Here is a 13,119-nt window from a genome sequence, read left to right as displayed (position 1 = left end):
TTACGAGTATAAACCGAACCGACAATTAACAAAACCCTTTGGAGAGGCCAATGGCTCACCACGCACGCTGGACAATGTCGCAAGTTACTGAGTTGTTTAATAAACCATTGTTAGATCTGCTGTTTGAAGCGCAGCAGACCCATCGCCAGCACTTCGATCCGCGTCAGGTCCAGGTCAGCACGCTGCTGTCGATCAAAACCGGCGCCTGTCCGGAAGATTGTAAATATTGCCCGCAAAGCGCGCGCTACAAAACCGGTCTCGAATCGGAGCGTCTGATGGAAGTTGAGCAGGTGCTGGAGTCCGCGCGCCAGGCAAAAAATGCCGGATCAACGCGCTTCTGCATGGGGGCCGCCTGGAAGAACCCCAACGATCGCGATATGCCGTATCTGGAGCAAATGGTCAAAGGCGTCAAAGCGTTGGGGCTCGAATCCTGCATGACGCTCGGCACCTTGACCGACACCCAGGCGCAGCGCCTCGCGGGAGCCGGGCTGGACTACTACAATCACAACCTCGATACCTCGCCGGAATTTTACGGCAACATCATTACCACCCGCACCTATCAGGAGCGCCTGGACACCCTCGACAAAGTGCGTGACGCCGGGATTAAGGTGTGTTCCGGCGGGATCGTCGGCTTAGGCGAAACCGAGAAAGATCGCGCTGGCCTGCTGTTACAGCTGGCTAATTTGCCAACGCCGCCGGAAAGCGTGCCGATCAACATGCTGGTTAAGGTGAAGGGCACGCCGCTGGCCGATAACGACGATGTCGATGCTTTCGATTTTATCCGCACCATTGCGGTGGCGCGCATCATGATGCCGACCTCGTACGTGCGTCTTTCCGCCGGCCGCGAGCAGATGAACGAACAGACCCAGGCGATGTGCTTTATGGCCGGGGCGAACTCGATTTTCTACGGCTGCAAGCTGCTGACCACGCCGAACCCGGAAGAGGACAAAGACCTGCAGCTGTTCCGCAAACTGGGGCTTAACCCGCAGCAGACGGCGGTGCTGGAAGGCGATAACGAGCAACAGCAGCGTCTGGAACATGCGCTGAATAACCCCGATACCGAGGAATACTACAACGCGGCGGTGCTATGAGCTGGCAGCAACGCATCGACCAGGCGCTGAGCGAGCGGCGGCAGGCGGATGCATTCCGTCGCCGCCAGCCGGTGGCGCAGGGTGCCGGGCGTTGGCTTATCCGTGAAGATCGGCGCTGGCTGAATTTCTCCAGCAATGATTATCTCGGACTGAGCCAGCATCCGCAGATTATCGCCGCCTGGCAGCAGGGGGCGGCGCGTTATGGCGTGGGTTCCGGCGGATCCGGCCACGTCAGCGGTTACAGCGAGGCGCATCGTGAACTGGAAGAGAGCCTGGCGGACTGGCTGGGATATCCGCGCGCGCTGCTGTTTATTTCCGGGTTTGCCGCCAACCAGGCGCTGATTACCGCGCTGCTCGCCAGGGACGATCGCATCGTTGCGGATCGCCTGAGCCACGCCTCTTTACTCGAAGCGGCCAGCCTGAGCCCGGCGCAGCTCAGACGCTTTGCGCACAACGACGTGCAGCAGTTGAGTGAACTTCTCGGTAAGCCGCTGACGGGGCAACAGCTGGTGGTGACGGAAGGGGTGTTCAGCATGGATGGCGATAGTGCACCGCTTCGCGATATTGCCCCAACGACCCGGGCGGCCGGCGGCTGGCTGCTGGTGGACGATGCGCATGGTATTGGCGTCGTGGGCGATGAAGGGCGCGGCAGCTGTCACGCGCAAAACGTCCGCCCGGAACTGCTGGTCGTGACCTTCGGTAAAGCCTTTGGCGTCAGCGGCGCGGCGATCCTGTGCGACGAGGCGCTGGCGGACTATCTGCTGCAGTTTGCCCGACATCTGATTTACAGCACCGCCATGCCGCCGGCCCAGGCGGTTGCGCTGAGCGCCGCGCTGGCGGTGATCCGCAGCGATGATGGCCGGCAGCGGCGGGAAAAACTGGCCAGCCGCGTGGCGCAATTTCGCGACGGTATGGCGGATTTTCCGGGGGAGCTGAGCGCCTCGACCAGCGCGATTCAGCCGCTGATCGTGGGTGACAATACGCGGGCGTTGCAGCTGGCGGCGCGCCTGCGTGAGCAGGGCTGCTGGGCGACGGCCATTCGTCCGCCGACGGTGCCGGCAGGCAGCGCGCGGCTGCGCCTGACGCTGACCGCGGCCCATGAGCCGACTGATATTACCCGTCTGCTGGAGGTGCTGCATGGCGGCGGTGAATAAACGGGCGGTGGCTGCGGCCTTTGGCCGGGCGGCCACCCACTATTCGCAACATGACGCGCTGCAGCGTTACAGCGCTGAACTGCTGCTGCGTCAGCTTCATGGCCGCCCTTTTTCAGCGGTCCTCGACGCCGGCTGCGGCCCCGGCAGCATGAGTCGCTACTGGCGCGAGGTCGGCAGTCATGTGACGGCGCTCGATCTCTCGGTTGAGATGCTGGCGCAGGCCCAGCGCAACGCGTGCGCGCATCGTTATCTTGCCGGGGATATTGAGTCGCTGCCGCTGGCCGATGCCTGCGTCGATCTGGCGTGGAGCAATCTGGCGGTTCAGTGGTGCGAGAGTCTGTCCGGCGCGCTCGATGAGCTGTGCCGGGTGGTGCGCCCCGGCGGTCGGGTCGCGTTCACCACCTTGCTGGCCGATTCGCTTCCCGAGCTGAATCAGGCCTGGCGCGCCATTGACACCCATCCCCATGCCAACCGCTTTCTCAGCGAACGGGCGGTGCGCGAGGCGCTGGCCGGGCGGCGAGCCGTTGGCGAGGTTCACGCCGTCAGCCTGCCGTTTGCCGATGCTCTGAGCGCGATGCGTTCGCTCAAAGGGATTGGGGCAACACACTTGCATCAGGGGCGCAGCGCGGCGCCGTTGAGCCGGGGAAAACTGCGTCAGCTGCAGCTGGCCTGGCCAAAACAGCAGGGCCAGTGCCCGCTGACGTACCATCTTTTTACAGGAGTCATTGAACGTGACTAAACGTTTTTTCGTCACCGGAACCGACACAGAAGTCGGTAAAACGGTCACCAGCTGCGCCCTGTTGCAGGCGGCGAAGCTGTCAGGTCTGAAGTGCGCGGGCTATAAACCGGTCGCCTCCGGGAGTGAGTTGACGGCGCACGGGCTGCGTAACGATGATGCGCTGGCACTCCAGCGCAATAGCGGTGTGGCGCTGAACTATGCGCAGGTCAACCCCTTTACCTTTGCCGAACCGACCTCACCGCATATCGTGAGCGCGGAAGAGGGGCGGCCGATTACCGGCGATGCGCTTTCTGCCGGGCTGCGTGAACTGGAGACGCTGGCGGAATGGGTGCTGGTGGAGGGAGCGGGAGGCTGGTTTACGCCGCTATCCGCGACGCTGAGTTTTGCCGACTGGGTACGCGACGAACGGCTGCCGGTCATTCTGGTGGTCGGCATTAAACTCGGCTGCATCAACCACGCGCTGCTGACGGCCCAGGCGGTACGTCAGGCCGGGCTGCCGCTGGTGGGCTGGATTGCAAACGACATCCAGCCGCCGGGTAAACGCCATGCGGAATATCTGGCGACCCTCAACGATCGACTTGCGGCCCCGTTGCTGGGCGAGATCCCATGGCTGGCGGACGCGTCGCGACGTGAGGATCTCGGCCAGTATCTGGATCTCAGCGCGCTGGATCGGGCGTCATCCACTGTGCCAGCAGCGGTTCATCCAGCTGGATAACGCGGCCTTGCGCCACGTTACGCCCGCGATGCAGCAGGCAAAAACGGTCCGCCACCCGGCGAATAAACGGCAGGTGCTGTTCCGCCAGCAGCACCGTTAAACCGATGTCGCGGTTCAGGCGCACCAGCAGGTCACCCAGCTTATGCACGAAGTGTTGTCCGCTGCCACGCGAAGGTTCATCAAGAATCAGCAGACGCGGCCGGACAACCAGCGCTCTCGCCAGCGCCAGCTGGTACTGGTCATCTTCTGACAACATCGCGGCTTTATGCTGACGTCGTGCGTAGAGCTCCGGGAAAAAATCGTAAATCTCCCCCTTTACGGCGCCGCCCGGGTTCCCTCCGGCGGCCAGCGCAATATGCAGATTCTCCTCCACGCTCAGCTGAGAAAAGATCCGCCTGTCCTGCGGGACATAGCCGATGCCAATAATCGAGCGGGAATGGGCGGAGAGCGGCGTGATATCGCAGGGCGGCGAGCCGATGTCATGCCAGGTCATACTGCCGCTGGCGACCGGAAGATGTCCGGTAATGCAGTTCACCAGCGTGGTTTTCCCCATCCCCTGGAGTCCCATCACACAGGTGCACTCCCCCGGCTGAAGTTCAAGGTCGACATTCCATAGCGTGTGCTGATTTCCGTAGTACTGATTGACTGCGCGTAGACTCAACATAGACGTTTTCTCCTGTTTGGGGATAGCGGGCGACATGAAGATTCTGCAAATCTCTTGCCAGGAAAAAGATGTTTCGGTTTTTTCCCGTACGGGCAGCTGCCGCGGGGCGGGGCGAAGGCGGGTCAGCGAGGCGGTTGCACTCTCCCGGTGCTAAGGGGTATGAAAAATGGTGCAGAAAGCAACAAAAAAGCAGGCACCCTTAGCTGATAAATATCAAAAATAATTCGATAATTTTTTTTAGGCGGTCGATTTTCACCGGCGGTCGATTTCTGCGGGGTGGCAGAAGGCATGGCCTGCAGACACTTATCCACTATTCCTGTGGATAACCTTGTGTATTAGAGTTAGAGAACTTGCGGTAAGCTAGAGATTACGCGGCCTGCGGCTGAATTGGCGCGAAACCCATCTTTTGTTTAATATCATTAAATATCAATTAGTTGAATAAAAGCAATGGCTGTAAGGAAAGTGTCACCTGATGCCACAAAAGATTCACCACCTTGCTTGACAAATGTTAAATGATAAATTTTTTTGGGGATAACCCTACTCTCTGGCGGATTATTCTGCAGGATGGTCTTTTTTTACCCCAAAACGACGCGCGCGCGGGCGATTTCAGGCACAAACAATAATAGAATACTGTTTTTATATCCAGTATTATTTATTGGCAAAAGTGAGCGTGAAGGGTAGAATTAAACACCTGCCGTATATCACCAGGCGCTTCATCCTTCTTCAGGGCCAGACATATGAGTAAAACGTTCACGCTGCATTCCGCATTCCGTCCTTCTGGCGACCAGCCGGAGGCTATCCGCCGCCTGGAAGAGGGGCTGGAAGATGGCCTGGCGCACCAAACGCTGCTGGGGGTGACCGGGTCGGGCAAGACGTTCACCATTGCTAACGTTATCGCCGATCTTCAGCGTCCGACGATGGTGCTGGCGCCGAATAAGACCCTGGCAGCACAGCTGTACGGCGAAATGAAAGAGTTCTTCCCGGACAATGCGGTGGAATATTTCGTCTCCTACTACGATTACTATCAGCCTGAAGCCTACGTGCCGAGCTCGGACACCTTCATCGAGAAAGACGCGTCGGTGAACGAGCATATCGAGCAGATGCGTCTGTCGGCGACCAAAGCGCTGCTTGAGCGGCGCGATGTGGTGGTAGTGGCTTCGGTATCGGCTATCTACGGTCTGGGCGACCCGGATCTCTACCTGAAGATGATGCTGCACCTGACCACCGGCATGCTGATCGACCAGCGGGCGATTTTACGCCGCCTGGCGGAGCTGCAGTATACCCGTAACGATCAGGCCTTCCAGCGCGGCACCTTCCGCGTGCGCGGCGAAGTGATCGACGTCTTCCCGGCGGAATCCGACGATATTGCGCTGCGTATCGAGCTGTTCGATGAAGAGGTTGAGCGGCTGTCGCTGTTCGATCCGCTCACCGGTCAGGTGGAATCGACGATTCCACGCTATACCATCTACCCGAAAACGCACTACGTGACGCCACGCGAGCGAATCGTTCAGGCGATGGAAGAGATAAAAGTCGAGCTGGCGGAGCGGCGTAAAGTGCTGCTGGAAAACAACAAGCTGCTGGAAGAGCAGCGCCTGAGCCAGCGTACCCAGTTCGACCTCGAAATGATGAACGAGCTGGGCTACTGCTCGGGCATCGAAAACTACTCGCGCTATCTTTCCGGGCGCGGGCCGGGCGAACCGCCGCCGACGCTGTTTGATTACCTGCCGGCAGACGGTTTGCTGGTGATTGACGAATCCCACGTCACTATTCCGCAAATCGGCGGCATGTACCGCGGCGATCGGGCGCGCAAAGAGACGCTGGTGGAGTACGGCTTCCGTCTGCCGTCGGCGCTGGATAACCGTCCGCTGAAGTTCGAAGAGTTTGAGGCGCTGGCGCCGCAGACCATTTACGTCTCGGCGACGCCGGGGCCTTATGAGCTGGATAAATCTGGCGATGAGGTGGTCGATCAGGTGGTACGTCCGACCGGGCTGCTTGACCCGCTGATTGAAGTGCGGCCAGTGGCGACTCAGGTCGATGACCTGCTGTCGGAGATTCGCATCCGCGTCGCCATCAACGAGCGCGTGCTGGTCACCACTTTGACCAAACGGATGGCGGAAGATTTAACGGAGTATCTCGAAGAGCACGGCGAGCGCGTGCGCTACCTGCACTCCGATATTGATACCGTGGAGCGTATGGAGATCATCCGCGACCTGCGGCTGGGCGAGTTCGATGTTCTGGTGGGTATCAACCTGCTGCGTGAGGGGCTGGATATGCCGGAAGTGTCGCTGGTGGCAATTCTGGATGCCGATAAAGAGGGCTTCCTGCGTTCGGAACGCTCGCTGATTCAGACCATCGGTCGCGCCGCGCGTAATATCAACGGTAAAGCGATTCTGTATGGCGATAAAATTACCGCTTCGATGGCCAAAGCCATCAGCGAGACCGAGCGTCGCCGTGAGAAGCAGCAGCGCTATAACGAAGAGCACGGTATCACCCCGCAGGGGCTGAATAAAAAAGTGGTCGATATTCTGCAACTGGGCAGCAATCTGGCGAAGACGAAAGCCAAGGGCCGCGGAAAATCACGTTCGCCGGTTGAGGCGGATACGCCTGAGGTGCTGCTGACGCCAAAAGCGCTGCAGCAGAGAATTCACGAGCTGGAAGGGCAGATGATGCAACATGCGCAGAATCTGGAGTTCGAAGAAGCCGCGCAAATTCGTGACCAGCTGCATCAGCTCCGCGAGCTGTTTATTGCGGCGTCCTGATCCCGCAGGACGCGATGCGCTGCGCGTGGAGCCAGGCAGTGTGACGGGACGCCGATTTTTTGCTATTCCGCGGCGTTTTCTGGCTGGCTTAATGTCTGCTTAATCTTGCCAGGCGACACTATCCTCATTCTGATGAGGATAGTGTCATGCAAAAATTAACCTTCCGTGAGTCTCTGGCCCTTACCTGTGCGTTTGTTGTGGTTGTCGCTTTTGTCCATCAGTGGGTGCTGACGTTCTAACGCGAAGGCTTAGGAAACTGAATCCAGCCTCGAACGCCGGGGCCAGGCTGGCGGTTATGTAAGAAAAACTGGGCATCGTGCAGCTGAACGATGCGCGTCACAATACTTAATCCCAGGCCAATTCCCCCGTAGCGGCTGTCCATACGGACAAATGCTTTACTCAGCTCGCCGCTTTTCGCTTCATCAATCCCCGGACCTTCATCTTCCACGGCCATAACCGGCGTTGTACCGGCCTGTATGGCGATTTTTATCTTCGACCCTGCCGGGCTATAGCGATGCGCATTCTCCACCAGATTGCGCAGCACAACGCGCAGCAGCGTGGCATCACCGGAGACAACAACATCTTTGGCATCATCCCCCTCGGGGAGGGCGAGCGCCAGCGTCTGCTGGCGCTGTTCCAGCATGCTCTCCAGCTCACCGCGAATCGGTTCGACCACATCCTCTTTCAGCAGCACGCGCTGGTAGCTCCCGGCGGAAAATGACTGCCCGACGCGCGCCAGCTGCAGCAGCTGTGAGATGCTGTTGGTCATCTGATCCAGACGCTGGATCAGCTGACCCACCTCCACGTGGTGTACTTTCGCCATCAGTTCGAGATGCAGACGCAGTCCCGCCAGCGGGGTACGCAGCTCGTGCGCGACGTCAGCGGTGAACAGACGTTCGCGATCGAGGGTTAAGTTAAGGCGAGAAACCAGCTGGTTAATCGCTGTCGTCACCGCCGTCACTTCCGGAACCGACTCCGTCAGCGTAATCGGCTGCAGGTTATCCGGCGTACGGCTCTCCAGCTCAGTTTGCAGATTCGACAGCGGTCGGGTGATTTTTCTCACCGCCACCAGACTGATATACAGCGCCAGACCGACGATCAGCAGGCTGGGTATTAACAGACTCGCGACCGCCTCGCGCACTTCGTGTTCAACGTGCTTTTGGTTGTTATGCCCTTCGATGGCGCTCGCCACCAGCAGCTGAATCTGCTCTTTGCTTTCGTGCCATAACCAGAAAACGCTGATCAGCTGACAGACCACCAGAATAGTGCCGATCGTCAGCAGCAGACGGTGACGCATGGTCCAGGTTTCACTTGCGAACAGTGCCATGGCGTTATTCCGTTCCTGAATTGTTCACCAGCATATAGCCAAACCCCCTGACGGTACGAATACGGGCTTTACCCACTTTTTCGCGCAGGTTATGGATATGAACCTCCAGCGTATTGGTGGCGGGTTCATTGTCCCAGCTGTAGATATCGTTGTAGAGAATTTCACGGTGTACCGGGCTGCCCGCTTTCATCATCAGGCGAGAGAGCAGGGCGTACTCTTTCGGCGTCAGGTCCAGCGCCTCGCCGCCCAGCCACACCAGGCGACGAGTCATGTTCAGCCGCAGGTTGCCCACGGCCATTTCGTTGTCGCCCTGGTTATTATGGCGGCGGAGCAGCGCGCGGATGCGGGCGTTCAGCTCTTCCAGCGCGAAAGGTTTCACCAGATAGTCATCTGCGCCGGTGTCGAGACCGCTGATGCGATCTTCAACGGTATCGCGGGCGGTCAGGATCAGCACCGGCTGGCTGAATTTTTCCCGACGCATGCGCATCAGGAAGTGCAGGCCATCTTCATCCGGCAGGCCGAGATCGAGTACGATCAGGCTGTAATGGTTGCTGGCGAGGGACAGGGCGGCCTCGTGAGCAGTGGCGACGCCATCACAGACGTATCCCTCGCTTTGCATTGCCAGGATCAGGCCTTGTAACAGGAGTGCGTCGTCTTCAATGACTAAGATTTTCATCTGGCGGTCTCGCTTCTGCACGGCGTTAAAATATCATCGGTTGCCTGGTACTCGCGGGTATCGACCCCAAGGAGTCCGAGCAGGGTAGAAAACAGATTATCCTGAGAATAAGGGTCTGTTTTAGCTCTTTGTTGCAGACACTGGCTGGAAACGCCATAGCGCTGTTGGTAATCCTCGGATAACCAGAGCAGCATCGGCACATGTTTTTGCGTTTCCGGGGCGATTGACCACGGCAGGCCGTGTAAATAGACGCCATTTTCCCCCAGCGACTCACCGTGATCGGAGAGGTAAACGAGGCTGGTGGTGAATTTATCCTGCTTTGACTGCAATAATTTTATCGCTTTATCAACTATATAGTCGATATACAGAATTGTATTATCGTAGGTATTCGTCAGCTGCTGCTGGGTGCAGCTCTGGATTTCGTTGGTATCGCAGGTTGGGGTGAATTTTTTGAATTCAGTAGGGTAGCGATTGTAATACGTCGGACCGTGGCTACCGATGGTGTGCAGCACGATAATCCCGTCCTGCTGCAGATTATCGATATAGCTCTCCAGATTATGGAACAACACTTCATCGTAACATTCGCCATCGATGCACTGGCCGGTCAGGTTCAGGTCGGTCACGTTCTGATGCGGGACGCGATCGCAGGCGCCCTTACAGCCGCCATCGTTGTCGTTCCACAGCACCCGAATGCCGGCGCGTTGCAGGATGTCGAGAACGCCTTCCTGATGATGGGCCAGCTCTTCATCGTAATGCGCCCGCGGCATATTGGAGAACATGCAGGGTACCGACACCGCGGTCGCCGTGCCGCAGGAGGTGGTATTCGCAAAGTAGATGACATCGTCTTGTTTGAGTCGCGGGTTGGTCTCGCGTTCGTAGCCGCCCAGTGAGAAATTCTGCGCGCGCGACGTCTCTCCCAGCACCAGAATGGTCAGGTTTTTGCGCGGGCCGCTGTGCATTTCGGGTTTTTGCACGGCATCTTCGCCAATGTTTACCAGCGGCAGGTTGTCCATCTTGTTGTGCGCATACCACGAGTTGATGGCAACGATGCTATTGGAGGGACTCAGGGATTTCACCAGCTCTTTATTGTTGCGAAAGACCGAGGCGTAATCTTTATAAAACAGCGCAGCGACCAGAACGATCAGCAGGGCCGATACGAGGATATTCAGCAGACGTACCGCGATGCTGCGCCACACTGTTTTGGCTTTACTGATTTTTATCCACCAGGCGAGGGCGACCATCAGAACACCGGACAGTCCCAGCGTCAGCACCATCTTACCGGACATCAGGGCGAAGCTTTCCGCCGGCGTGGTATCCAGAATGTTGGTAATCATGGCGCGGTCAATGACGACGCCGAAGGTCCAGATAAAATACTGGGCCGAGGCGCTCAGCAGAATAAACAGGCTAATAACGAGGCGGTCGAGCTTGAGGAAGGAGGCGAGCGTGGTGAGAATATTCATCACGCTGAAGGCAACCACCGGCATGCTGAGGAACACCAGCCAGTTGTGCAGGCTGTTTACCGGCAGCAGAGTGAACACCTGACGATAGAACGCGAGATTGAGCAGCAGCCCGACATAGAGGGCAAAAATAATCAGATAAACCGTACGGCTCATGACCGGCCGACGTAAAGTGAATAACGACATAGCAACAATCCTGGGACTAAGATAGTTGCCATGGTGCCACCTTTATTTTAAGACAACCTTAATATTTTAATATAAAGGTCTGGCGCGTCGTTACCCGCGCCTTCTCGCCTCCAGCGGGCTAACCTAAGGTCTGGATCGCTTTTTCCAGCGCGTTACGTAACAGCACCCGGTCGTGGCGATAGGGAACATCCGCGGCATCCAGCGGCGTCTGCACGATCGCCCGGTTTTCCAGACCGGTCGTATCGGTTTTCGGCCCAACAACGATGGCATCGATCACCCGCTTGCCAATATAGTGCTCCATAATCCCGACCCTGTCCGCCAGCGTCAGATTCGCCGCCGGGCTGTGTTCTTTGCCGAGATTGTCGATAAAGACCATTGTCGCCGGCGTTCGGCGCAGCGCCTGCGCCATCTCATCGAGCAGCAGAATCGGCAGCAGGCTGGTATAGAAACTTCCGGGGCCAATCAGGATTAAATCGGCTTCTGCGATAGCCTCTACCGCTTCGCGGGTCGCCGGCACCGGCGGGGAGAGCATCAGCTCCTTCGGCACGCGGGGCAGCTGGTCGATATTGACTTCGCCGTAGACTTCATGGCCTTCATGGTCAATGGCCATCAGATCTACCGGTTGTTCCGACATCGGGATCAGGAATGCGTCCACTTTTAGCAGATTTCTGATTAAATTGATCGCCTCTAAAGGCCGCACGCTCAGGTGATCCAGGGCCTTTAACATCAGATTTCCGAGGTTATGCCCGGAAAGTTCGCCATTACCGGAGAAACGGTACTCAAACATCGCCGAAGCAATGCTGGGTTCAGCGATCAGCTGGTTAAGGCAGTTGCGCATATCGCCCCAGGCAATGCCGCCTTCGGAACGGCGAATCCGCCCCGTGGAGCCGCCGTTATCGGTAGTCGTGACGATCCCGGTAAGACGTGATCCGAGCGATGAGAGTGATGACATCACCCGGCCCAGACCGTGCCCTCCGCCAAGTGCCACGACGCGATCCAGATCGGCGAACGTACGAGTGCGCATACACATTCCTTATCTCAATTAAACGGGCTCACAGTAACCGATCTACCCCTAAAAGACGATGCCCGGATCCTGACAAAATGACCGATATCAATGCAAAAGCCTGGTTTTTAGCTATTCTGTATCGAAAATGCACGATCGTGTCGATATATACATAATTATATAACGAAAGTGAGAATGGCGAAACTGCCGTTTCCGCGCTACTATCGGCATAAACCAGTTAACACTCTAGCCTCTGTGCCTGTGTCGCAAGATATGGTGCTTTGGCCGTGACAGCCTCGCTTGTCACCAGGGCGTGGGAAGAAATGACCGCGTCTCCCGTACTTGGAAAGGTGTATATGGCTTCACAGCTTACCGATGCATTTGCGCGTAAGTTTTATTACTTGCGCCTGTCAATTACCGATGTGTGTAACTTTCGTTGCACCTACTGCCTGCCGGATGGTTACAAACCCGGCGCGGTCACCAACAAAGGCTTTCTCAGCGTTGATGAAGTACGTCGCGTCACGCGCGCTTTCTCTGCGCTCGGCACCGAGAAGGTGCGGCTGACCGGCGGCGAACCCTCTTTGCGCCGCGACTTTGCCGATATCATCGCCGCCGTACGTGAAAACAGCGCGATTCGCCAGATTGCGGTCACCACCAATGGCTATCGTCTTGCGCGCGACGTCAGCCGGTGGCGTGATGCCGGACTGACGGCGATTAACGTCAGCGTTGACAGCCTCGACGCGCGCCAGTTTCACGCCATTACCGGGCAGGATAAATTTCACCAGGTCATGGACGGCATTGATGCCGCCTTTGCCGCCGGTTTTGAGAAGGTCAAGGTCAATACCGTGCTGATGCGCGATGTGAACCATCATCAGCTCGACACCTTCCTCGCGTGGATCCAACCCCGACGCATTCAGCTGCGTTTCATCGAGCTGATGGAGACCGGCGAGGGCAGCGACCTGTTCCGACGTCACCATATTTCCGGCATGGTGCTGCGCGATGAGCTGCTGCGTCGCGGCTGGATTCACCAAATCAGCCAACGCAGCGACGGCCCGGCCCAGGTCTTTTGTCACCCGGATTACGCCGGGGAAATTGGCTTAATCATGCCGTACGAGAAAGATTTCTGCGCCAGCTGCAACCGTCTCCGCGTCTCCTCCTTAGGCAAGCTGCATCTGTGTCTGTTCGGCGACGGCGGCGTGGATCTGCGCGACCTGCTTGTCGAGGACCAGCAGCAGGCGGCGCTGGAAGCGCGCATCTCCGAAGCATTAACCCATAAAAAGCAAACCCATTTCCTGCATCAGGGCAACACCGGTATTACGCAAAACCTGTCGTATATTGGCGGATAATT

General features: G+C 57.7%; 11 protein-coding genes and 1 riboswitch. Of the genes, 6 read left to right on the top strand and 5 right to left on the bottom strand.

Annotated features, from left to right (window positions below):
• Window positions 1-50 precede the first annotated feature (50 nt).
• From bioB to bioD, 4 genes are read left to right on the top strand one after another with little or no spacing between them, the layout of a single operon-like run.
• Window positions 51-1,091: a biotin synthase BioB gene (gene bioB, locus DSD31_RS17625; protein WP_004859760.1), complete on the top strand. Its 1,041-nt coding sequence runs from the start codon at window positions 51-53 to the stop codon at window positions 1,089-1,091.
• Window positions 1,088-2,245 (top strand): 8-amino-7-oxononanoate synthase, encoded by a 1,158-nt coding sequence (gene bioF, locus DSD31_RS17620; RefSeq protein WP_015584852.1) that lies wholly within the window; start codon window positions 1,088-1,090, stop codon window positions 2,243-2,245. Before bioB ends, bioF begins: the two co-directional genes overlap by 4 nt.
• Complete coding sequence (gene bioC, locus DSD31_RS17615) at window positions 2,229-2,984, top strand: malonyl-ACP O-methyltransferase BioC (RefSeq protein ID WP_004859762.1); 756 nt, start codon at window positions 2,229-2,231, stop codon at window positions 2,982-2,984. The genes bioF and bioC overlap by 17 nt, the downstream gene beginning before the upstream one ends.
• Complete coding sequence (bioD, locus tag DSD31_RS17610; RefSeq protein WP_004859763.1) at window positions 2,977-3,699, top strand: dethiobiotin synthase; 723 nt, start codon at window positions 2,977-2,979, stop codon at window positions 3,697-3,699. Before bioC ends, bioD begins: the two co-directional genes overlap by 8 nt.
• On the opposite strand, the gene DSD31_RS17605 is transcribed toward bioD, so the two are convergent.
• Window positions 3,641-4,363 (bottom strand): ABC transporter ATP-binding protein, encoded by a 723-nt coding sequence (locus DSD31_RS17605; RefSeq protein WP_004859764.1) that lies wholly within the window; start codon window positions 4,361-4,363, stop codon window positions 3,641-3,643. The two genes, bioD and DSD31_RS17605, sit on opposite strands and share 59 nt — an antisense overlap.
• Window positions 4,364-5,100: 737 nt before the next feature.
• On the opposite strand from DSD31_RS17605, the gene uvrB reads away from it, so the two are divergent.
• Window positions 5,101-7,122: an excinuclease ABC subunit UvrB gene (uvrB, locus tag DSD31_RS17600; protein ID WP_004859765.1), complete on the top strand. Its 2,022-nt coding sequence runs from the start codon at window positions 5,101-5,103 to the stop codon at window positions 7,120-7,122.
• 235 nt (window positions 7,123-7,357) lie between these two features.
• Here uvrB and pmrB read toward each other — a convergent pair whose 3' ends face one another.
• The 4 genes from pmrB to yvcK all read right to left on the bottom strand — a co-directional run bounded on the left by pmrB (window position 7,358) and on the right by yvcK (window position 11,792).
• The gene (pmrB, locus tag DSD31_RS17590; RefSeq protein WP_004859767.1) at window positions 7,358-8,449 is read right to left on the bottom strand and encodes a two-component system sensor histidine kinase PmrB; all 1,092 of its coding nucleotides are present in this window, start codon (window positions 8,447-8,449) and stop codon (window positions 7,358-7,360) included.
• 4 nt (window positions 8,450-8,453) lie between these two features.
• Window positions 8,454-9,125: a two-component system response regulator PmrA gene (gene pmrA, locus DSD31_RS17585; RefSeq protein ID WP_004859768.1), complete on the bottom strand. Its 672-nt coding sequence runs from the start codon at window positions 9,123-9,125 to the stop codon at window positions 8,454-8,456.
• Window positions 9,122-10,768, bottom strand: coding sequence for a phosphoethanolamine transferase EptA (eptA, locus tag DSD31_RS17580; RefSeq protein ID WP_113991216.1), 1,647 nt, complete (start codon window positions 10,766-10,768; stop codon window positions 9,122-9,124). Before eptA ends, pmrA begins: the two co-directional genes overlap by 4 nt.
• A gap of 118 nt (window positions 10,769-10,886) precedes the next feature.
• Window positions 10,887-11,792, bottom strand: coding sequence for a uridine diphosphate-N-acetylglucosamine-binding protein YvcK (gene yvcK, locus DSD31_RS17575; protein ID WP_004859770.1), 906 nt, complete (start codon window positions 11,790-11,792; stop codon window positions 10,887-10,889).
• A 209-nt stretch (window positions 11,793-12,001) separates the two neighbouring features.
• Window positions 12,002-12,140: riboswitch (molybdenum cofactor riboswitch) on the top strand.
• Between yvcK and moaA the strand changes: the two genes are divergently transcribed.
• On the top strand, window positions 12,128-13,117 hold the full coding sequence (moaA, locus tag DSD31_RS17565) for a GTP 3',8-cyclase MoaA (RefSeq protein WP_113991215.1): 990 nt from the start codon (window positions 12,128-12,130) through the stop codon (window positions 13,115-13,117). Its footprint overlaps the riboswitch before it by 13 nt.
• Window positions 13,118-13,119: the final 2 nt, after the last annotated feature.

Source organism: Klebsiella sp. X13 (genome assembly GCF_003323835.1).
GTDB classification, from domain to species: Bacteria; Pseudomonadota; Gammaproteobacteria; order Enterobacterales; family Enterobacteriaceae; genus Klebsiella; species Klebsiella ornithinolytica.
Note: the sequence above shows the minus strand (reverse complement) of the source record. Positions and strands in the feature narration are given on the sequence as shown.

Coding starts and splice junctions, on each gene's coding strand:
- yvcK (WP_004859770.1), bottom strand. CDS start 11,792: ATGCGCACTCGTACGTTCGCCGATCTGGATCGCGTCGTGGCACTTGGC.
- eptA (WP_113991216.1), bottom strand. CDS start 10,768: ATGTCGTTATTCACTTTACGTCGGCCGGTCATGAGCCGTACGGTTTAT.
- bioB (WP_004859760.1), top strand. CDS start 51: ATGGCTCACCACGCACGCTGGACAATGTCGCAAGTTACTGAGTTGTTT.
- bioC (WP_004859762.1), top strand. CDS start 2,229: ATGGCGGCGGTGAATAAACGGGCGGTGGCTGCGGCCTTTGGCCGGGCG.
- bioF (WP_015584852.1), top strand. CDS start 1,088: ATGAGCTGGCAGCAACGCATCGACCAGGCGCTGAGCGAGCGGCGGCAG.
- moaA (WP_113991215.1), top strand. CDS start 12,128: ATGGCTTCACAGCTTACCGATGCATTTGCGCGTAAGTTTTATTACTTG.
- pmrB (WP_004859767.1), bottom strand. CDS start 8,449: ATGGCACTGTTCGCAAGTGAAACCTGGACCATGCGTCACCGTCTGCTG.
- pmrA (WP_004859768.1), bottom strand. CDS start 9,125: ATGAAAATCTTAGTCATTGAAGACGACGCACTCCTGTTACAAGGCCTG.
- DSD31_RS17605 (WP_004859764.1), bottom strand. CDS start 4,363: ATGTTGAGTCTACGCGCAGTCAATCAGTACTACGGAAATCAGCACACG.
- uvrB (WP_004859765.1), top strand. CDS start 5,101: ATGAGTAAAACGTTCACGCTGCATTCCGCATTCCGTCCTTCTGGCGAC.